Below are 19253 nucleotides of genomic sequence, written 5' to 3'. Positions count from 1 at the left end.
AGGGATACTCAATGATATCAGCAAGTGATATAAGAAAAGGAACAACTTTTGAATTAGATGGACAAGTTTTCACAGTATTAGATTTCTTACATGTTAAACCAGGAAAAGGTGCAGCTTTCGTAAGAACTAAATTAAGAAACGTTATTTCAGGTGGAGCTATAGATAGAACATTCAACCCAACTGAAAAATTACAAGAAGCAGTTATCGAAAGAAAAGAAATGCAATACCTTTACTCAGATGGAGAGTTATACTACTTCATGGATAACGAAACTTACGAACAAATCCCATTAAACTACGAAAAAGTTGAAGGGGCAATTAAGTTCTTAAAAGAAAATATGACAGCAATAATCAAATTCTTCAAAGGTGAAGCATTCTCAGTAGAAGCTCCAAACTTTGTTGAATTATTAATAACTCAATGTGACCCAGGAGTTAAAGGAAATACTGCTACAAACGCATTAAAACCTGCAACTGTTGAAACTGGAGCAGTTGTTAACGTTCCTATGTTCGTTGAAGAAGGTGCTACTATAAGAATAGACACTAGAACTGGCGAATACATGGAAAGAGTTTAAAATAAATTTTGTGCTAAGTTCTTTACGGACTTAGCATATTTATTATAAGGAAGTGTATAGAGTGGATAATGTACGAAAAAATCTAAAGAATTTGAAAGAAATTCTAGAAAGTAATAAAGAATTAAATAATCCCTTCAATAAGAAATTATTAGAAGTAGTTAATGAATTATTTGATGAAGTAGAAGCGATTCAAGTAAATGTTGAATCAGTTACAGAAGATCTTTCTTTAATAAATGATGATTTATCAGAGGTTCAAGAAGAGTTATTTGAGGAAGTAACTTTTGAAGAGCTTGAAGAGTATGAAGATGAATATGTTGAAATCAAATGTTCAAACTGCAATAATCCTTTATATGTTGAAAAATCAGCTTTAGATAATAAAGAAAGTTTATCATGTCCATATTGTACAAAAGAAATACAACTTTAAACCTGTGGCTTAAAAGCCATGGGTTTTTTTTTATTCTCTTTTTAGGGAATTTTTTTATTTAAGTAATATTTTCTTATGTAAAGTAATATTAATTATTGTAGTAAGAAAGGAGGGATATTTTGGATAGAATAATTAGATTTTTATCCAAACCTATAATTGATGAAGTGAAATCTGATAGGGATTTTAAATCTATAGAAGAAATAAGAATTGCTATAGGAAAGCCCATAATTGTACTTAAAAATAATAAAGAGATAATAAAGAATTACAGAGTTACAGCAGAAGATATGAAAAGTATTATACAGAGAGTGAGTAATTACTCCATTTATGCATTTGAGGAAGAAATAAAACAAGGATATATAACTATAGAGGGGGGACATAGAATTGGAATTTCAGGGCAGTGTGTAATTGAAAATGGAGCAGTAAAAACTATAAAACATATAGGTTCTATAAATATAAGGGTAGCAAGAGAAGTTATAGGTTGTTCAAATAAGCTTATGAAAGAAATAATAGATGGAAATAGAATTAACAACACTATAATAATTTCTCCCCCTAAGTGTGGAAAAACAACATTATTGAGAGACATAACAAGAAATATTTCCAATGGATATGCACCTCTTAAATTTGAAGGGAAAAGAACTACTGTAATAGATGAAAGAAGTGAAATAGCTTCTTGCTATAGAGGAATTCCTCAGATGAATGTAGGAATAAGAACCGATATTTATGACAATTGTATAAAAAGCCAAGGAATAATAATGGCTATAAGAACTATGGCACCAGAGGTAGTAGTGTGTGATGAAATAGGAACTAATAAGGATATAGAAGCATTAATAATGGCATATAATTCTGGAGTTAATGTTATAGTAACAATCCATGGAAATGAGGTAGAGGATATTTATAAGCGCCCTGTCTTTAAAGATATATTAGACAATAAAATGATAAAAAAAATTATTGTTTTAAGTAATAAAGATGGAATTGGAACTGTTGAATCAATAATTACTCTATAGAGTAAAAGGGGTATAAAGATGTTAAAAACATTGATATTAGGTCTAATAGTAATAATATGTTCACTAATAGGATATATATATGGAGAAGGTTACAAAAGAAGATTTTTAGAGTTAACAGAATTAAAAAGAATACTAATAGATATAGAAAATGAAATTATTTATAACTATAGTAGTCTTCCAGAAACAATTATAGAAATGGGACAAAGAGCAAAGGACCCATTGAATAAATTATTTATATCTGTTGGAGAAGAACTTACTAAGGGGACAAGTAGAAGTGTGTATGATACTTTTCAATCAATAATTAGTAAAGAAAGGGAAAATTTCAGCTTAAAGGATGATGACTTTACTATTTTATTAGATTTATCTAAATCTCTTGGAGAAACAGATATTTATGGACAAGAACAGATTTTTAGGTTTGCAAAAGAAAAAATGAATAGAGTAATAGAAGAGGCACATAAGGACTGTAATAAAAATACTAAAATATATAGAGCTTTAGGCATTGGTTTTGGAGTTATGTTAGTAATATTTTTGGTGTAGAAATTTGGGAGGAGAGAAATGGTAGATTTAAGCTTAATATTTAAAATAGGTGGGATTGGAATAATATTGCTTATATTAGATAAGGTTCTTACAGCAAGTGGAAAGAATGAAATAGCAACAATATTAAATTTAACAGGAATAGTAATAATTTTAACTATGGTTGTAGTTTTAATAAGTAATTTATTCAATTCAGTGAAAACAATGTTTATGTTATAGGTGTTTATTATGGATATATTAAAGATTGTAGCTTTTGCCTTAGTAGTTTTATTTTTCTATATGTTTTTAAAAGAACATAAGCAATCTTTTGCAGTTAATATTTTAATTGTTGCAGGGATAATGATTTTTATATTTATGGTTCCTAAAATAAGTGAAGTTTTAGGATTTGTAAGAGAAATAGCAACTGATTCAGGGGTTGACATAGCTTATATAGAAATAGTTTTAAAAATACTTGGTATATCATATTTAGCATCTTTTTGTTCAGAATTATGTAAAGATGCCGGAGCTGGTAGTTTGGCAGCAAAGGTTGAGTTTTCAGGAAAAATAATGATATTAATATTAGCCATTCCAATACTTATGGCTGTATTAAATTCAATTTTAAAAATAATGTAGGTGTAACCATGTTTAAAAAAATAATAAACTTAATTTTAATTTCTTTTTTAATTCTTAATTTTAATGCTTCTAGGGTAGAAGCAAATGAGAAAGAAAGACAAAATAATAAACAAGTGGAAGAACAATCAGAGGAACTTAATAAGGCTAAAGAAGATATTGAAAATAATAGTACTATAGAAGAATTTTATAACTATGTAAATGGATTAAATTTAGACAGTGAATTAATTGGAGATATTTCAGTTAAAGAATATGTGCAAAATTTCTTAGCTAATGGAGAAGGAACTATAAGTTTTGGGGCTGTAGTGAAAACTTTAATAAACTATAGTTTGAGAGAAATTAATGTAACAATAAAACTTCTAATGTCTGTTTTAATAATAGCTATAATAGGAGCACTTATGAAAAATCTACAGGATGCTTTTAAAAACAATAGTTTATCTAATGTAGCTTTTTTTGCTTGTTACTCTGTTATGATGATGTTGCTCACAAGTAGTTTCTTAGTGGCTTTAGGAATTGCTAAGGATGTTTTGCAAAATTTAATGGATTTTATGGCTGTAATGATGCCAGTATTAGTCTTCTTAATAGGAACAGCTGGAGGGGCTGTAACAGCATTAACATTAGATCCTATAGTACTTATGCTTGTATCTTTAACACCTCAGATCTATATGTATGTAATTTTTCCTTTAATTCTTGGTTATTTTGTTCTTCAATTTGTTAATAACATTTCTGAAACTTATAAGATAGACAAGTTATGTAAACTTATAAAGCAAATTGCTATGTGGCTTCAAGGAGGAGTTCTAACAATATTTGTGGCTCTTATAGCCATAAGAGGGATAACTTCAAGTACTATAGATGCAGTGACCTTAAAAACTGCAAAATTTGCTATAGATAATTTTATACCCATAGTAGGTAAAGCTTTTTCAGATGCTATTAGTACTATTGCAGGATATTCTTTATTACTTAAAAGTGCTATAAGCTCAGTGGGGTTAATTGTAGTTATAGGAATATTAGTATATCCACTTATAAAGTTAATAGTTATGATATTTTCCTATAGAATAGTAGCTGCTTTAGTAGAGCCTGTAGCAGATAAACGAATGGTTAATTCTATAAGCTCTGTTGGTGATTCTATGACAATGCTATTTTCAGCTGTTTTAAGTGTTAGTGTAATATTCTTTATAGTCATAGCCATAATGGCATCAGCAGGGAAGTTTATAGTTGGAGGTTAAAGATGGAGAACTTAAATAGTTTTATTATAACTCTCACTACAATAATAGTTTTTATATCAGCAGTAGAACTCATATTTCCAGATAATAGTTTTAAGAAGTATCAAAGTTTTGTTTTAGGACTTATAGTGTTAGCTGTTATATTAACTCCTATTATAAAAGTTTTAACCTCAAGTGAAAATATAGGAGAGCAGGTAAAAATGGCATTAGAGGAAATGGAAAGGTCTACGGAAGGAAAGGAAAGTTATAAGAGTGAGAGAAGTAGTGAGTATGTTTTATATAGTTTAAAAAATAATTGTGAAAAATTCTTAAGAGAGAAATATGAAGATAAAGATTTTAAAGTAGAAATGGATGGAGAAATAGATTTTAAGAACTATGAAACTACTATAAAATCAGTTACGGTTATATCTAGAAATAAAGGAACCTTTGAACCTATAATAGTTAATCCAAATGAAAAAATAGAAATAAAAGAAACTGCATTTAGTAATGAGATAAAGAAAAGTCTCAGTAATGAATTAAAAGTAAATGAAGATTTAATAAATGTTATAGAAAAATAAGGGGTGTAGAGATGGATAAAAATTCATTAAATAAGTTTCTTGAAAAAATAATGAAGAATAAGAAAGTAGCACCATTAATAATTGCACTTTTAGTATTGCTTCTTATATATTTTTCATTGTCATATTTTATTAATGTAAATAATATATCTAACAATAAGAATACCAATCCTAATAATCAAGCAACAGTTGTTGATGCACAGGGAGAGGAAATAACAAAGGAAGAGTATGAAAGAGTTCAAACAAAAGAACTTGAAGAAATCTTAGGAAAAATAAATGGTGTTGGTAAGGTAACTGCTAAGCTAACCTTTGATGGAAGTGAAGAGAAAATACCAGCAGTAGATAAGAATACACAAACAAATAATGTAGAAGAATCTGATAATTCAGGGGGAAAGAAATTTACAAAGCAAGAAACAGGAGGAGAAAAAGTAGTTGTTACTTCAGGAAGCAAAGGTGATGAACCTCTAATTTTGAAAACAGAAAAACCTAAAGTAGTAGGAGTTATGATTGTTGCAGAAGGAGCTAGAGAACAAAAAATAAAATATGAAATAACAAAAGCAGTAGCTAGCTTATATGACATAAGTTTAGAAAAAGTAAGTGTATTACCTATGGATATGAATTAATTTTAGGAGGGGTTTAAGTTATGAATAATGGTATAAAACCAAAACAAGCAGGGATATTATTAACATTATTAGTTGGAATAATTTGTGTTGGGCTTTTAGCTCATAGAGTAAATACTCAATTGGTTGAAAATGGACAATATACAGCAGCAGTGAAAGAAACTGATAAGAATCAAGATAAAGGAAATACAGAGAACAAGAAAAGTGAAGAAACTTCAAATGATTATTTTTATGAGCTAAAGAGTACAAAGGAACAAGAAGATCAAAAAGCAGTTCAAACTCTTAGAGCAATAATAGCTGATGAAAATACATCAAAGGAGCAAAAGTCAAAAGCTACAGAGGAGTTAACTAAGAAAACTACTAATTCGAGCAATGAAAGTAGAATTGAGTTAAATATAAAAAGTAAGGGCTTTGCTGAGGCAGTATGCTTCATTCAAGATGATAGTGCAAGAGTAGTTGTTAAGGAAGATGGAAAGCTAACAGAAAAAGAAACTATAGAAATTCAAGATATGGTAAAGAATGTTTCACAAATATATGATGTTCAAATAGAACTAGCTAAATAATTAATTGTATTGTAATAATATATTTGTTATAATGAACCTATAATTAACAGTTTTTATTGAAACTGATAGGAGGGTTCACTTATGGATGAGTTAAATAAAGACAATGCTAATTTAGGGATAGTAAAAATTTCTGATGAAGTAATAAGTGTTATAGCCGCAATAGCTGCATCAGAGGTTGATGGAATCTTTGATCAAGAAAGTATGGCAAAAGGATTAACTCAAAAGTTAAAGGGTAAAAAGCATTTAGGAAAGTCTGTTAAGGTAAGCATGGAAGATGAAGAAGCTATAATAGACATAGCAATAACAGTCCAATACGGTGTAAAAATACCTGACATAGTATCTCAAGTGCAAGATAACGTTAAGAGGACAGTTGAAGCAATTACAGGATTGAAAGTAAGAACTGTAAATGTTTTGGTACAGAACATAATTGTTTTGAAAGAAGAAGAAAACAATGAAATAGACAATAAATAATTATCACCCTCTGAAAAAAAGCAGAGGGTGTTTCATTGTTGACAAAAATAGATTTTATATATATAAATAAAACAGTATAAAAATAAGTTTAAAACTTAGGAGGACAATATGAACAGAAAAAAATCAAGAGAATATCTACTACAATTAGTTTATCAAATGGGAATTACAGGAGACAGTGCACAAGATGTTTTTGATATGTTCATGGAAGATGAAGAAATATCAAAAAACAATTTAGACTTAGAATACATAAAAACATCTCTAATTGGAATTGCTGAAAATAAAGAAATAATAGAAGAAAAAATAAGTGCACAATTAGTAAATTGGAAAATAAACAGAATAGCAAAAGTTAATTTAGCCATTTTAAAGGTAGCAGTTTATGAAATGATGCATAAAGAAGATATTCCAGCTAAGGTTTCAATAAATGAAGCTATAGAACTTTGTAAAAAGTTTTCAGAAGAAAAATCTATATCATTCATAAATGGAGTTTTAGATAAAATATATAAAAATTTATAATATTTAGAAGGGAGGAGAGTTTATGGGACAAATAATTAATGGAAAAGAAATAGCATCAAAATTAAAAGAACAAATAAAGAATGATATTAGCAATAAAGTTAATAATAAAAGAATAAGTTCAATACTTGTTGGAAATGATGGAGGTTCAATATACTATCAAGATTTTCAAGAAAAATTAGCAAAGAATTTAAAGATTGAATTTGAAAAAATAAGATTAAAAGAAGATACATCTAAAGAGGAGTTAAAAGAATTAATAATTTCATTAAATGAAAATGAAGAGGTAGAGGGAATAATGCTTTTATTACCGTTACCTAAACATTTAGATGAAGAAGAAATTACTAATTTAATAGATCCATCTAAGGATTTAGATTGTCTTAGTGATGCTAGTGTTGGAAAGTTTTACAAGGGTAAAAAGAGTTTTGTTCCATGTACTCCTTATAGCGTAATAACTTTATTAAAAGAATACAATGTAAAAATAGAAGGTTCAAATGTTGTTATAATTGGAAGAAGTAATATAGTTGGAAAACCACTTGCTCAAATGTTTTTAAATGAAAATGCAACAGTAACTATATGCCATTCAAAAACTAAGGATATTAAAGAATTTACTAAAAAAGCAGATATACTAGTTGTTGCTATAGGAAGACCTAAGTTTATTGATAGTTCTTATGTAGGTGAAAATTCAATTGTCATAGATGTTGGAACAACTCCAGTAGATGGAAAAATAACTGGTGATGTTGACTTTGAGGATGTTATTGATAAGGTTAAATTAATAACACCAGTACCTGGAGGAGTAGGGGCATTAACTACTACGTTATTATTTAAAAATTTTTGTGAGGGACTAAAATAAGTTATGAAGCTAAAAACTTTAACTGTTACAGATGTGAATAGTTATTTAAAAAGAAGTTTAGATAATGACTTTATATTAAATAATTTATCTGTAAAGGGAGAAATATCAAATTTAAAATTCCATTCAAGTGGTCATATATATTTTTCATTAAAAGATAAAGATAGTAAAATAAATTGCATAATGTTTAGAAATGATGCTGAAAATTTAAATTTTCTAATGGAAAATGGTATGGAGGTTACTGTAAAAGCGAGGTTATCTGTTTATGTAAAAGATGGTTCTTATCAGCTTTATTGTAAAGAGATAAGTAAGTTTGGAATTGGTGAATTGTTTGAAAAGTATGAAGCAATGAAAAAAGAGCTAGAAAAAGAAGGTGTTTTTGATTTAGCTTATAAAAGAAAGATAAATAAATTTCCTAGTAGAATAGGGGTTGTAACTTCACCAACAGGAGCAGCTATAAAAGATATAATAAGAGTAATTAAGAGAAGGAATAAATCTGTAGATATTGTTTTATATCCAGCAAAAGTACAAGGAGAAGGTGCTGAAAATACCCTTATAGATGGAATAAGATTTTTTAATGAAAGTAAATCTGTTGATACCATAATAATAGGTAGAGGTGGAGGTTCCATAGAGGAACTTTGGGCTTTTAATAGTAGAGACTTGGCTTATGAAATATACAATAGTAATATACCAGTAATATCTGGTGTAGGTCATGAAACTGATTTTACCATATGTGATTTTGCTAGTGATTTAAGAGCAGCAACACCAACAGCAGCTGGGGAAGTTGCTGTGGCAAGTTTAGAAGATGAAGTTGAAAATATTAATAAAATAAAGCTTATACTAAAGAAAGATATGGATAGAATAATAGAAGCAGAACTCTCTAAATTGGAAAAATATAAAAGGATAATTGAACTTAATAATCCTAAGAAAATTATAACTAATAAGTCTGAGGATCTTTTAAGAATGAAGGAACATTTAGATAGATTAATAAATTTTAAGATTGATTCAGAGAAAGAAAAAATAAAATATAAAAATAATATTTTAATTAATCTAAATCCACTTAACATATTAAATAGAGGATATTCTGTTATTAAAGACAATGAGGGGAACATCATAAATAAGCTTTCACAATTAAGTGATAAAGCAGAATTAGAATTAAATCTTTCAGATGGAAAAGTAAGTGGAACTTTTGAAATTTTAAAGTAGAGGTATTTATAATATGGCAAGAAAAGCAGAAAGCTATGAGGAAGTATATAAAAATTTAGAAGAAATAATAGAATCAATGGAATCTGGTGAGTTATCATTAGAAAAATCTATAGAAAGTTATGAAGAAGCAGTTAAACTTTTAAATAAGTTGTATAAAAAGTTGAATTCTATGGAAGGTAAAATTAAAATAGTAAGTAATGGAGTAGAACATAATTTTGGAGGAGAAGAGTAATGAATCTACAAGTATTAAAAGAAAGGGTAGACAAAGCTCTTGAGGATTATTTTCATCAGAAGGGAAGTTTCAATAAGCTTATTTATGAGGCAATGGCTTATAGTATCAATGTAGGAGGAAAGAGAATAAGACCTATATTGAATTTACTGACCTATTCTATTTACAAAGAAAATACATTAGAGATTTTAGATATGGCAATGGCTATAGAAATGATTCACAGTTATTCTTTAATACATGATGACTTACCAGCCATGGATAATGATGAACTAAGAAGAGGAATGCCTACTAACCATATAAAATTTGGAGAGGCTATTGCTATATTAGCAGGTGATGCGCTTTTAAATGAAGCCATGATAATCTTAATGAATTTTGCTTTAGAAAAAGGTGAAAAGGCTATAAAAGCAGGAAAGATAATTAGTGAAGCTGCTGGAGCTAATGGTATGATTGGAGGGCAAGTAGTTGATATAATAAGTGAGGGTAAATCAATAGATTTAGAAACATTAAACTACATGCACTCTAAAAAAACTGGTGCTTTAATTAAAGCATCTATATTATCAGGAGCTATTATGGGAGAAGCTAGCTTAGAAGACTTGAAAATCTTAGGAGACTTTGGGGAGAAACTAGGATTAGCATTTCAAATAAAAGATGATATTTTAGATGTAACAGAAAGCACAGAGGTTTTAGGAAAACCAGCAAAAAGTGATGAAGAAAATTTAAAAAGTAATTATGTGTCAATTTATGGTATAGAAAAATGTAAAGAATTATGTAGTGAATTAACAAGTGATTGCATTAAGTTGTTGGATAGAATAGATGGAAATGTAGAATCTCTAAAAATGTTAACTTCAATGTTATTAGTAAGAAAAAATTAGGAAAAAGGATTGATAATTATATGCTAGAGATATTAGATAATTCTAAAGGACAATCCATAATTAGAAATTTAGACAACCATAAATTAGAAATTTTATCACAGGAAATTAGAGAGTTCTTAATAGATAATATATCTAAGACAGGTGGACATCTAGCTTCAAATTTAGGAGTTGTAGAACTTACATTATCTTTATTTAAAAATTTTAATTTTGATAGGGATAAAATTATTTGGGATGTAGGTCACCAAAGTTATGTCCACAAGATGTTAACAGGAAGAAAAAATCAATTTGATACTTTAAGACAATATGGTGGAATAAGTGGATTTCCGAAGGCTTGTGAAAGTAAATATGATTTCTTTGATACAGGTCATAGTAGTACTTCTATTTCAGCAGCTGTAGGTATGGCAAGGGCTAGAGACATTCTAGGAACAAAAGAACATATAATTGCAGTAATAGGAGATGGTGCTTTAACAGGAGGAATGGCTTTAGAAGCCTTAAATGATGTAGGTTATAATAAAACAAAGATGATAATTATATTAAATGACAATGAGATGTCCATTTCAAAAAATGTTGGAGGACTTTCAGTTCATTTAAATAAACTTAGAGTTGACCCTGGATATAAAAAACTTAAAGCAGATATTCATGCTACATTAAACAATAGCAATGTTGGAAAAAATATAGCACAATCATTAGGGAAAATAAAGGGTGGCATCAAACAATTAGTGGTGCCAAGTATGCTTTTTGAAGATATGGGACTTAAGTATTTTGGTCCTATAGATGGGCATGATATCAAAATGTTAAATGAAGTTTTAAAAATAGCCAAGGAAGATGATGGACCAGTAGTTATACATACCATAACTAGAAAAGGAAAAGGTTATGACTATGCAGAAAAAAATCCTAATAAATTTCATGGAGTAGGACCATTTGATTATTCAACAGGTGCAGTTGTAAAGAGTGGTTCTGAAAATTATTCTAATGCTTTTGGAAAAGCTATGATTGATATAGCAAAAGAAGATCAGAGAGTAGTAGCTATAACAGCAGCTATGCCTGATGGAACTGGACTTAAGAATTTTGCAGGACAATATCCAAAGAGATTTTTTGATGTTGGAATTGCAGAACAACATGCAACTACAATGGCAGCGGGAATGGCCAAAGCAGGCTTAAAACCTGTATTTGCAGTCTATTCAACTTTTTTACAAAGAGCTTTTGACCAAGTAGTCCATGATGTTTGCATACAAAATCTACCTGTGGTTTTTGCTATAGATAGAGCAGGAATAGTTGGAGAAGATGGAGAAACTCATCAAGGTGTATTTGACACTTCTTATTTAAGTATTGTTCCTAATATGACAATAATGGCACCTAAGCTTATGTCAGAAGTTAAACCAATGTTAAAATGGGCATTAGAGCAAAATGCTCCAGTAGCTATAAGATATCCAAGAGGGGGAGATTATATCAATATAAAATTAAAACCTCTTGAAGAAGTAGAATTAGGAAAATGGGAAAGAATAAAATCGGGTGAAAAGATAGCTATTATAGCTAATGGTAAAATGCTTCAACATGGTCTTTTAGCTTGGGAAAAAATAAAAGAAGAAAAAGGTATAGAACTAGAACTTATAAATGCTACATTTATAAAGCCTATAGATGAAAAGCTTATAGATGAATTAGCAAAGAGAAATTTAAAAATAGTTACTATAGAGGATAGTATTATAAAAGGTGGATTTGGTGAAAGTGTACTTTCATATTTAAATTCAAAGAAATATAATAATACTATTGTAAATTTAGGTTATAATGATAAATTTATAGAACATGGAAAAGTAGATATACTATATAGAGAAAATGGTTTAGATCCAGAAAGTATTAAAGATATAATAATTAATTTATTATAATAATAAATTAATGTTTAAATATCATAGCTTAGCCCTAAAAATTACTATTTAATAAAAACTTGCTTTAAAATCTTATGAAATTTTTAATTTAAGTTTTTAATTAGTTATATTTTAGGGCTTGTTTATTTTTAAAATTTAAATAAAAATTATATTTATAATTAAAAAAATGTTATATAATATTTTAGTTAAATAAATGATATTAACTGTATATTTATAAGTGAACAAGAAATAATTAAAATAACAATAGAATTTTGTTCTATTTAAGGAGAAAAAGTATGGCAAGTAAAAAAGAAAGATTAGATGTTCTTTTAGTTGAAAAAGGTTTTTTTGAATCAAGAGAACAGGCTAAAAGAAGCATAATGGCTGGAGAAATTTTTGTAGATGATAAAAGAATAGACAAAGGTGGAGAAAAGGTTGATAGAGAAGCTCATATAGAGTTTAAAGGAGAAAAACAACCCTATGTAAGTAGAGGTGGCTTTAAGTTAGAAAAAGCTATAAAATCTTTTAATATAAATTTAGAAGGCAAGTATTGTATGGATATAGGAGCTTCAACTGGAGGATTTACAGATTGTATGCTTCAGAATAATGCAAAAAAGGTTTATTCTATAGACGTTGGATATGGACAATTTGCTTGGAAATTGAGAATTAATCCTAGAGTAGTTTGCTTAGAAAGAACAAATGTAAGATATGTAACAGAAGAACAAGTAAAGGAAAAATGTGATTTTGCATCTATAGATGTTTCATTTATTTCATTAACAACAGTAATGCCAGCAGTATTAAATCTATTAAATGAAAAAGGCGAAGTTATGGCACTTATAAAGCCACAATTTGAAGCTGGTAGAGAAAAAGTTGGTAAAAAGGGTGTTGTAAGAGAAGCTTCAACTCATATAGAAGTTATAGAGAAAATAGTAAACTTTGCAAAGGAAAATAACTTAGCAATAAAGGGTTTAGATTATTCTCCTATAAAAGGCCCTGAAGGAAATAGAGAATATCTAATTTATTTATCAAAAGATAAAGATGAGAAAATAGACTTTAGTAATGATATAATATTAGAGATAGTAAATAAATCACATGAAAATCTATAACAAAAAGAGAGTGATTAAATGAAAAAGATAGGAATTATAATTAATAAAAGTAAGGATAGTACTGGGGTTATAGAAAAGATTGTTAGAGATAAGGTGAAGGAATATTTAAATCCAAAAGAACTTTTTGTAATGGGACATTTAGATACTTATAATGTAGAGTGCATGGAAACTTTGGATTTAGTAATAGTATTAGGTGGAGATGGAACAATATTAGGAGTAGCTAGGAATTTTTCTAGATATATAAATTGTCCTATATTAGGTGTAAATATAGGTAATCTTGGATTTATATCAAGTGTTGAGTTTAAAGATTTAGAATTAGCACTTAAAGCAATTAAAGCTAAAAATTATAAAGTTGAAAAAAGAATGATGATAGAAACAAGTATAAATGAAAAAGAATTTATAGATAATAAGGCTTTAAATGATGTTGTAATTGCAAGAGGAACACTATCAAGAATGATACATTATACTGTGTTAATTGATGGAGAAGAATATTCATCTTTTAAGGGAGATGGAGTAATAATTTCGACACCAGTTGGTTCTACTGCCTATTCCTTATCTGCAGGAGGACCATTAATAACTCCAGGACTTAATTTAATATTAATAGTTCCTATTTGCTCTCATGGATTAAATGGAAAACCCTTAATAGTGAGTGGAGAAAGTGAAGTTGAAATTATTCCTTGCATTAAAGAAGAAGCATATTTAACTATTGATGGACAAAAATCAGTAAGATTAAATAATTGTGATAGTATAATAATTAAACAATGTAAAGAACAATTTAACATCATTACTCTTAAAGAAGGGAGTTATTTTAAAATATTAAAAACAAAAATACTTGATAGGAAATAAATTGGGAGGCATAAAATGAAATCTAATAGACATGCAAAAATTATAGAAATAATAAATAAGAAGGCTATAGAAACTCAAGAAGATTTAGCAGAGGAATTAAAATTAGCTGGTTTTGATGTAACTCAAGCAACTGTATCTAGAGATATAAAAACATTAAAATTAATAAAGACTCAAGATGTCACTGGTAGATATAGATATTCTTTAATAAAAGATGAAAAGAATGATGTAGTAAATAAATTAACTAATATATTTAAAAGTACAGTTATAGATGTTGAAAATGTAAATAATATGGTTGTTGTTAAAACTTTAAGTGCATCAGCTAATGCAGCAGCTGAGCTTATTGACAGTTTAAGCTTAGGAGAAATAGCAGGATCAATTGCAGGAGACAATACTGTATTTGTATTATTAAGAGATGAAGAAAAAGCTTGTGAGTTAGTTAAAAGAATAAAGGATATGATTAACTAAGTATTTGTCGGAGGTGTGCAATGCTTTTACAAATATCTATAGAAAATTTTGCTTTAATAGAAAAATTAAGCTTAGATTTTAAAGAGGGATTTAATATTTTATCTGGAGAAACAGGAGCAGGAAAATCTATACTAATCGACTCTATAAACTATGTCTTAGGGAGTAAATTTAATAAGGATTTAATAAGAATTGGTAGTGAAAAAACTTTCGTTGAAGCTGTTTTCTTATTAGAGGATAAGAATACTTCCTTAAAAGAGGTTTTAGATGAATTAGAAATTGAATATGATGATATTTTAATAATATCAAGAGAAAGTTTTTCAAATGGAAAGAATATAAGTAAAATAAATGGTAAATCTATAATTTTAAATAACTTAAGAAAAGTAACTAATAAACTAATAGATGTTCATGGACAGCATAATAATCAAAATCTTTTAAATAAAGAAAATCATATAATTTATTTAGATTCTTATTATAATGAATTTTTAGATTCAGTAATAGAAGAATATAAAAAGGATTATTTAGAACTTAAGACAATTGAAAATAAAATAAATGAATTAAGTAAAGAAGGAAAAAATGAGAAATTAATAGACTATTTAGAATATCAAATTAAGGAAATAAAAGATAGTAAACTTTCTATAGGAGAAGATGAAGAACTTAATGAAAAGTTTAATATAATGTCTAATGCAGAAAAAATAAGTTTAGCTCTTAATAATTCCTATAATACCTTAAATGGTTCAATAATGGGAGGGAGTTCTATTATTGATTATATTGGTAATATAAATAGAGATTTAGGAGCAGTTGAAAAAAATTCAAAAAATATAGAAAGAATAAATAGTCAAATAAGTAGTATTTTTTATGATTTGCAAGAAATAGCACGAGATTTAAATTCAGAATGTTCAAATATATCTTATAATGAAAGTGAATTAGAATCTATAAATTCGAGAATTTATGAGATAACAGCCTTAAAGAGAAAGTATGGAGAAACTATAGAAGAGATTTTAGCCTATGAAAAATCTTTAGAAACTCAATTGGAAGAAATGGTTGATTCAGAACGAATAATTGAGGAATTAAAGAAAGCGAAAGAAAAATTACTAAAGAAAATGGAAGAAAAGGCTAAGAATATACATGAATTAAGAGTAGATGGTGCAAAAATTTTAGAAGATAAAATAAAAAGTGAATTAGTTTACATAGGTCTTAATAAATGTGATTTTAAAGTAGATGTAACCTATGAAGAAAATTTCAATCAACGCGGAAAAGATTGTGTTCAATTTCTAATTTCTACAAACCCAGGACAACCAATGAAACCTATGGAAAAAATAGTTTCTGGAGGAGAACTATCTAGAATAATGCTAGCTTTAAAAATTGTATTTACAGATAAAGATAATATTCCTACAGTAATATTTGATGAAATAGATACAGGAATAAGTGGACAGATAGCACAAAGTGTAGCTGAAAAAATGTATGAGTTTTCTGTAAAACATCAAGTGTTTTGTATAAGTCATTTACCTCAAATAGCGAGTATGTCAGATAATCATTATTTTGTTTATAAAAAAGTAATTGATGGAAAAACATCATCTAAAGTAAAAAAAATAAATGAAGAAGAAAAAATTAGAGAGCTAGCTAAGATGTTAGGTGGCGTGGAATTAACAGAAGGAACTTTATTAAATGCTAGAGAAATGGTTGCTCTTGCAAAAAATAAAAAAGAATCTATAAGAAAGCACATAAAATAGAATAAGTTGGTAAAAATAGAACTGAGAAGTTCTATTTTTTTTGTTTATATAATTTATAAATAAAAATTTATATTAAATGAGAAAATTTATATCAATAATATTTAGTTGGATATAATAGCAGAGTTACTATAGGATAATACGCTTTTAAAAGGGAAAATTATTAATGAAAAGGAGGAGATAAAATGAAAAGAATAAATAACAAGAAAAAATTCATAAAAAAATTTATAATTTTGTCTATGGTTTTATCTTCTATATTTTTCTTAAATAATTTTTTCTTAGGAAAAAGCGAAAGTATAGAAAATGCGATTGCAACTGAAAATTATTTAAAAAACAAAGATGGTAAAATAAAGGTATATGCAGGGGGAGAAAATGTAGGAATAAAAATTTCAACAAAAGGAGTTTTAGCAGTTGCTTTTTCTGATATAGAAACAGCAGAAGGAAGTTTTACTAAAAGTCCTAGTGATAATTGTGGTATAGAAATAGGGGATGTAATTCTAAAAATAAATGGAAAAGAAGTAAATAGCTCAAAAGAACTGAAAAAAATAATAAATTCAAGTAATGAAAATTTAACTGTTCTTGTACTTAGAGATGGAAAAGAATTAACTAAATCAATTAATATTTTAAATGATAAAAATAATAATAAGAAAATAGGATTATGGGTAAGAGATTCCACAGCAGGTATAGGAACTTTAACATTTTATGATAAAAATACAGGAAGCTTTGGGGCTTTAGGCCATCCTATTACTGATAGTGAAACAGAAAAAATACTTACTGTCGACAAAGGAGATATATTAAACTCTACTGTAGTAAATGTTAGAAAAGGTAAGGTTGGAAATCCAGGTGAGTTAAAAGGTTTATTTATAAATGAAAAAGAAAGTTTAGGTACAGTTGAGAAAAACACTAATTGTGGTATATTTGGTCATATAAATAGCAGAAGTTTTGCACCTGATGAAAGTAAGTTATATGAAGTAGCTGGAAGAGGAGAAGTAAAATTAGGGCCAGCTCAAATCATAACAACTATAGATGAAGATGGACCTAAATATTATGATGTAGTAATAGAAAAATTATTAAATCAAAATACTAAGAGTGCTAAAAGTATGGTAATTAGAATAACAGATGAAGAGTTATTAAGAAGAACAGGTGGAATTGTGCAAGGTATGAGTGGAAGTCCAATTATCCAAAATGGTAAGTTAGTTGGAGCAGTAACTCATGTGTTAATAAATAAACCTGACGTAGGCTATGGAATATATATAGAATGGATGTTGAAAGATACAAATATAATAAAATAAGTTAATTTTTATCAGAAATATGTTATAATATACATATCTATATAGAGTAAAACAATATAATTTATAAAATTTTTGAAAATTAAAAGGAATTTTAAGCTCTTTGTCGAATTTAAATAATGTAAATAAATGGAATAAAGAGGTATATAGGTTAAGGGGAGAGAAATATGAGTAATTCAAAAATTTCAGTATTAATAGCCGATGATAACAAAGAATTTTGCAACATATTAAATGATTATTTATTAAATCAAAGGGATATAGTTGTAGTTGGTATAGCTAACAATGGAATAGAAGCTTTAGAGCTTATTGAAGAAAAGAAGCCAGATTTAGTAATTTTAGATATTATAATGCCACATTTAGATGGTTTAGGAGTTCTAGAAAAACTAAATTCTTCATCTTTAGATAAAATACCTAATGTTATTGTTCTTTCAGCAGTTGGGCAAGATAAAATAACTCAAAGAGCAATTACTTTAGGAGCAAGTTATTATGTTGTTAAACCATTTGATATGGATATATTCACAAAGAGAATAAGACAAATGTTTAATAATACACTTTCATCAGAAGAACAATCAAGATCAATGTCATTTTTAGAAATGCCTGAAAGCACAGTTCTTCAAAATAAACAAAAACCAATGGATTTAGAAGCTGAAATAACAAATATAATTCATGAAATAGGAGTTCCAGCTCATATAAAAGGTTATATGTATTTAAGAGAAGCTATCACTATGGTAGTAAATGATATGGAACTTTTATCAGCAATAACTAAAGAATTATATCCATCAATAGCTAAGAAATATAATACAACTGCTTCAAGAGTAGAAAGAGCAATAAGACATGCAATAGAAGTAGCTTGGGGCAGAGGTCAAATAGAAGCTATTAATAAATTATTTGGTTATACAATCCACAATGATAAAGGTAAACCAACAAATAGTGAATTTATAGCTATGGTAGCTGATAAATTAAGACTTAAAAATAAAGTAAGTTAATAAGTAAAAATATCAACCTTCTTTACTTCTTAAGAGTAAGGAAGGTTTTTTTGTTTTTATAAGATTAGGCTTATTAAGAAATTTAATTTATAAAATTTTATAAAGTTATAAGTAATTTTATGAATTAAGGAAAATTTAAAAGATAAGTAGAGATATAATTTATATAATATTATAATTGTAATTAATATACTTTACCTGATAGCTAGAGGCTATAATACTCCTATCTTCCATAAGTAGGAGATAAACAGCCTCACACTTCTGGATAACTACGACTAAGCATTCAGATGGAGTTAAAACTCCACCTGAATTAAGTCTACGTTTATTTAACAAAGGAGGATTTTTTTATGGATAATGTAGCTAATAATCCTAGTATAAAGAAGATAGCTATGGTGGTGCTTTCTTCTTTTATAGTATTCATTGTTTCTTTTATACTTTTTAAAATTTCATATTCTTTTCATAATATTGTATTAGAGTACATTGGGCTTATTATAGATTTAATAGGAGAATTATTTCTAGTTATTTTTGCATTTTCTTTGATTATATTAATTACGTTTTCTATTGATAATTTTAAATAAATTCGGAATTATAGGGCATATGATTTATAAGTAATCTAAATCATATGCTTTTAAATATTTGTACATATAAACATTAGGAAATTTATGTATATAAATATTGATAAAAATTTTCTTAAAATTTTATAAGTATTTTAAGATAAGGTTTTAAATAAAAATGGAGTG

Annotated in this window: 24 protein-coding genes; all 24 read left to right on the top strand. The window is 27.5% G+C overall.

Annotated features, from left to right (window positions below; translation table 11 throughout):
* Positions 1-11 precede the first annotated feature (11 nt).
* The 24 genes from efp to ARA19_RS11245 all read left to right on the top strand — a co-directional run bounded on the left by efp (position 12) and on the right by ARA19_RS11245 (position 19091).
* Positions 12-569, top strand: coding sequence for an elongation factor P (gene efp / locus ARA19_RS11360; protein WP_055071085.1), 558 nt, complete (start codon positions 12-14; stop codon positions 567-569).
* 61 nt (positions 570-630) lie between these two features.
* Positions 631-993, top strand: coding sequence for a hypothetical protein (locus tag ARA19_RS11355; protein WP_055071084.1), 363 nt, complete (start codon positions 631-633; stop codon positions 991-993).
* A gap of 119 nt (positions 994-1112) precedes the next feature.
* On the top strand, positions 1113-1997 hold the full coding sequence (spoIIIAA, locus tag ARA19_RS11350; protein ID WP_084764472.1) for a stage III sporulation protein AA: 885 nt from the start codon (positions 1113-1115) through the stop codon (positions 1995-1997).
* 18 nt (positions 1998-2015) lie between these two features.
* On the top strand, positions 2016-2534 hold the full coding sequence (spoIIIAB, locus tag ARA19_RS11345) for a stage III sporulation protein SpoIIIAB (RefSeq protein ID WP_055071082.1): 519 nt from the start codon (positions 2016-2018) through the stop codon (positions 2532-2534).
* A gap of 18 nt (positions 2535-2552) precedes the next feature.
* Positions 2553-2750 carry a stage III sporulation protein AC gene (gene spoIIIAC, locus ARA19_RS11340; RefSeq protein WP_055071081.1) on the top strand — a complete coding sequence of 66 codons (198 nt, stop codon included), beginning with the start codon at positions 2553-2555 and terminating at the stop codon, positions 2748-2750.
* A 9-nt stretch (positions 2751-2759) separates the two neighbouring features.
* Entirely contained in the window at positions 2760-3143 is a 384-nt protein-coding gene (gene spoIIIAD, locus ARA19_RS11335) for a stage III sporulation protein AD (RefSeq protein WP_055071080.1), read from the top strand.
* 8 nt (positions 3144-3151) lie between these two features.
* Positions 3152-4366 (top strand): stage III sporulation protein AE, encoded by a 1215-nt coding sequence (gene spoIIIAE, locus ARA19_RS11330; protein ID WP_055071079.1) that lies wholly within the window; start codon positions 3152-3154, stop codon positions 4364-4366.
* A 2-nt stretch (positions 4367-4368) separates the two neighbouring features.
* A complete protein-coding gene (gene spoIIIAF / locus ARA19_RS11325) occupies positions 4369-4920 on the top strand; it encodes a stage III sporulation protein AF (protein WP_055071078.1) in 552 nt (183 codons plus the stop codon).
* Between the two features lie 11 nt (positions 4921-4931).
* Positions 4932-5540 carry a stage III sporulation protein AG gene (gene spoIIIAG / locus ARA19_RS11320; RefSeq protein WP_055071077.1) on the top strand — a complete coding sequence of 203 codons (609 nt, stop codon included), beginning with the start codon at positions 4932-4934 and terminating at the stop codon, positions 5538-5540.
* Between the two features lie 20 nt (positions 5541-5560).
* The gene (locus ARA19_RS11315) at positions 5561-6100 is read left to right on the top strand and encodes a SpoIIIAH-like family protein (RefSeq protein ID WP_055071076.1); all 540 of its coding nucleotides are present in this window, start codon (positions 5561-5563) and stop codon (positions 6098-6100) included.
* A gap of 81 nt (positions 6101-6181) precedes the next feature.
* Positions 6182-6571 carry an Asp23/Gls24 family envelope stress response protein gene (locus ARA19_RS11310; RefSeq protein ID WP_055071075.1) on the top strand — a complete coding sequence of 130 codons (390 nt, stop codon included), beginning with the start codon at positions 6182-6184 and terminating at the stop codon, positions 6569-6571.
* 108 nt (positions 6572-6679) lie between these two features.
* Entirely contained in the window at positions 6680-7084 is a 405-nt protein-coding gene (nusB, locus tag ARA19_RS11305) for a transcription antitermination factor NusB (RefSeq protein ID WP_055071074.1), read from the top strand.
* Positions 7085-7106: 22 nt separating this feature from the next.
* Positions 7107-7931, top strand: a complete 825-nt coding sequence (locus ARA19_RS11300) for a tetrahydrofolate dehydrogenase/cyclohydrolase catalytic domain-containing protein (protein WP_055071073.1) — start codon at positions 7107-7109, stop codon at positions 7929-7931.
* Between the two features lie 3 nt (positions 7932-7934).
* Positions 7935-9134 carry an exodeoxyribonuclease VII large subunit gene (gene xseA / locus ARA19_RS11295; protein ID WP_055071072.1) on the top strand — a complete coding sequence of 400 codons (1200 nt, stop codon included), beginning with the start codon at positions 7935-7937 and terminating at the stop codon, positions 9132-9134.
* Positions 9135-9147: 13 nt separating this feature from the next.
* Complete coding sequence (locus tag ARA19_RS11290; protein ID WP_055071071.1) at positions 9148-9366, top strand: exodeoxyribonuclease VII small subunit; 219 nt, start codon at positions 9148-9150, stop codon at positions 9364-9366.
* Positions 9366-10235, top strand: a complete 870-nt coding sequence (locus ARA19_RS11285; RefSeq protein WP_055071070.1) for a polyprenyl synthetase family protein — start codon at positions 9366-9368, stop codon at positions 10233-10235. The genes ARA19_RS11290 and ARA19_RS11285 overlap by 1 nt, the downstream gene beginning before the upstream one ends.
* Positions 10236-10255: 20 nt before the next feature.
* Positions 10256-12118, top strand: a complete 1863-nt coding sequence (gene dxs, locus ARA19_RS11280; protein ID WP_055071069.1) for a 1-deoxy-D-xylulose-5-phosphate synthase — start codon at positions 10256-10258, stop codon at positions 12116-12118.
* Between the two features lie 275 nt (positions 12119-12393).
* Positions 12394-13203, top strand: coding sequence for a TlyA family RNA methyltransferase (locus tag ARA19_RS11275; RefSeq protein ID WP_055071068.1), 810 nt, complete (start codon positions 12394-12396; stop codon positions 13201-13203).
* Positions 13204-13221: 18 nt separating this feature from the next.
* On the top strand, positions 13222-14049 hold the full coding sequence (locus tag ARA19_RS11270) for an NAD(+)/NADH kinase (RefSeq protein ID WP_055071067.1): 828 nt from the start codon (positions 13222-13224) through the stop codon (positions 14047-14049).
* Positions 14050-14064: 15 nt separating this feature from the next.
* On the top strand, positions 14065-14514 hold the full coding sequence (locus ARA19_RS11265) for an arginine repressor (protein ID WP_055071066.1): 450 nt from the start codon (positions 14065-14067) through the stop codon (positions 14512-14514).
* Positions 14515-14534: 20 nt separating this feature from the next.
* Complete coding sequence (gene recN / locus ARA19_RS11260; protein WP_055071065.1) at positions 14535-16244, top strand: DNA repair protein RecN; 1710 nt, start codon at positions 14535-14537, stop codon at positions 16242-16244.
* A 182-nt stretch (positions 16245-16426) separates the two neighbouring features.
* On the top strand, positions 16427-17533 hold the full coding sequence (spoIVB, locus tag ARA19_RS11255; RefSeq protein WP_055071064.1) for a SpoIVB peptidase: 1107 nt from the start codon (positions 16427-16429) through the stop codon (positions 17531-17533).
* A 164-nt stretch (positions 17534-17697) separates the two neighbouring features.
* Positions 17698-18516: a sporulation transcription factor Spo0A gene (gene spo0A, locus ARA19_RS11250; RefSeq protein ID WP_055071063.1), complete on the top strand. Its 819-nt coding sequence runs from the start codon at positions 17698-17700 to the stop codon at positions 18514-18516.
* Between the two features lie 344 nt (positions 18517-18860).
* Complete coding sequence (locus ARA19_RS11245) at positions 18861-19091, top strand: hypothetical protein (RefSeq protein ID WP_055071062.1); 231 nt, start codon at positions 18861-18863, stop codon at positions 19089-19091.
* Positions 19092-19253: the final 162 nt, after the last annotated feature.

Source organism: Clostridium massiliamazoniense, from assembly GCF_001403635.1.
GTDB lineage: Bacteria > Bacillota > Clostridia > Clostridiales > Clostridiaceae > Sarcina > Sarcina massiliamazoniense.
The sequence above is the reverse complement of the archived record's forward strand: the minus strand, read 5'-3'. Positions and strand labels throughout refer to the sequence as shown.

Excerpts from the sequence above, each read along its gene's own strand:
- ARA19_RS11310 (WP_055071075.1), top strand. The coding sequence starts at position 6,182 with ATGGATGAGTTAAATAAAGACAATGCTAATTTAGGGATAGTAAAAATT.
- spoIIIAB (WP_055071082.1), top strand. The coding sequence starts at position 2,016 with ATGTTAAAAACATTGATATTAGGTCTAATAGTAATAATATGTTCACTA.
- ARA19_RS11300 (WP_055071073.1), top strand. The coding sequence starts at position 7,107 with ATGGGACAAATAATTAATGGAAAAGAAATAGCATCAAAATTAAAAGAA.
- recN (WP_055071065.1), top strand. The coding sequence starts at position 14,535 with ATGCTTTTACAAATATCTATAGAAAATTTTGCTTTAATAGAAAAATTA.
- spoIIIAC (WP_055071081.1), top strand. The coding sequence starts at position 2,553 with ATGGTAGATTTAAGCTTAATATTTAAAATAGGTGGGATTGGAATAATA.
- spo0A (WP_055071063.1), top strand. The coding sequence starts at position 17,698 with ATGAGTAATTCAAAAATTTCAGTATTAATAGCCGATGATAACAAAGAA.
- ARA19_RS11270 (WP_055071067.1), top strand. The coding sequence starts at position 13,222 with ATGAAAAAGATAGGAATTATAATTAATAAAAGTAAGGATAGTACTGGG.
- ARA19_RS11285 (WP_055071070.1), top strand. The coding sequence starts at position 9,366 with ATGAATCTACAAGTATTAAAAGAAAGGGTAGACAAAGCTCTTGAGGAT.
- ARA19_RS11245 (WP_055071062.1), top strand. The coding sequence starts at position 18,861 with ATGGATAATGTAGCTAATAATCCTAGTATAAAGAAGATAGCTATGGTG.
- spoIIIAG (WP_055071077.1), top strand. The coding sequence starts at position 4,932 with ATGGATAAAAATTCATTAAATAAGTTTCTTGAAAAAATAATGAAGAAT.
- ARA19_RS11265 (WP_055071066.1), top strand. The coding sequence starts at position 14,065 with ATGAAATCTAATAGACATGCAAAAATTATAGAAATAATAAATAAGAAG.
- spoIIIAF (WP_055071078.1), top strand. The coding sequence starts at position 4,369 with ATGGAGAACTTAAATAGTTTTATTATAACTCTCACTACAATAATAGTT.
- ARA19_RS11275 (WP_055071068.1), top strand. The coding sequence starts at position 12,394 with ATGGCAAGTAAAAAAGAAAGATTAGATGTTCTTTTAGTTGAAAAAGGT.
- spoIIIAD (WP_055071080.1), top strand. The coding sequence starts at position 2,760 with ATGGATATATTAAAGATTGTAGCTTTTGCCTTAGTAGTTTTATTTTTC.
- spoIIIAE (WP_055071079.1), top strand. The coding sequence starts at position 3,152 with ATGTTTAAAAAAATAATAAACTTAATTTTAATTTCTTTTTTAATTCTT.
- ARA19_RS11290 (WP_055071071.1), top strand. The coding sequence starts at position 9,148 with ATGGCAAGAAAAGCAGAAAGCTATGAGGAAGTATATAAAAATTTAGAA.
- nusB (WP_055071074.1), top strand. The coding sequence starts at position 6,680 with ATGAACAGAAAAAAATCAAGAGAATATCTACTACAATTAGTTTATCAA.
- dxs (WP_055071069.1), top strand. The coding sequence starts at position 10,256 with ATGCTAGAGATATTAGATAATTCTAAAGGACAATCCATAATTAGAAAT.
- spoIVB (WP_055071064.1), top strand. The coding sequence starts at position 16,427 with ATGAAAAGAATAAATAACAAGAAAAAATTCATAAAAAAATTTATAATT.
- efp (WP_055071085.1), top strand. The coding sequence starts at position 12 with ATGATATCAGCAAGTGATATAAGAAAAGGAACAACTTTTGAATTAGAT.
- xseA (WP_055071072.1), top strand. The coding sequence starts at position 7,935 with ATGAAGCTAAAAACTTTAACTGTTACAGATGTGAATAGTTATTTAAAA.
- ARA19_RS11315 (WP_055071076.1), top strand. The coding sequence starts at position 5,561 with ATGAATAATGGTATAAAACCAAAACAAGCAGGGATATTATTAACATTA.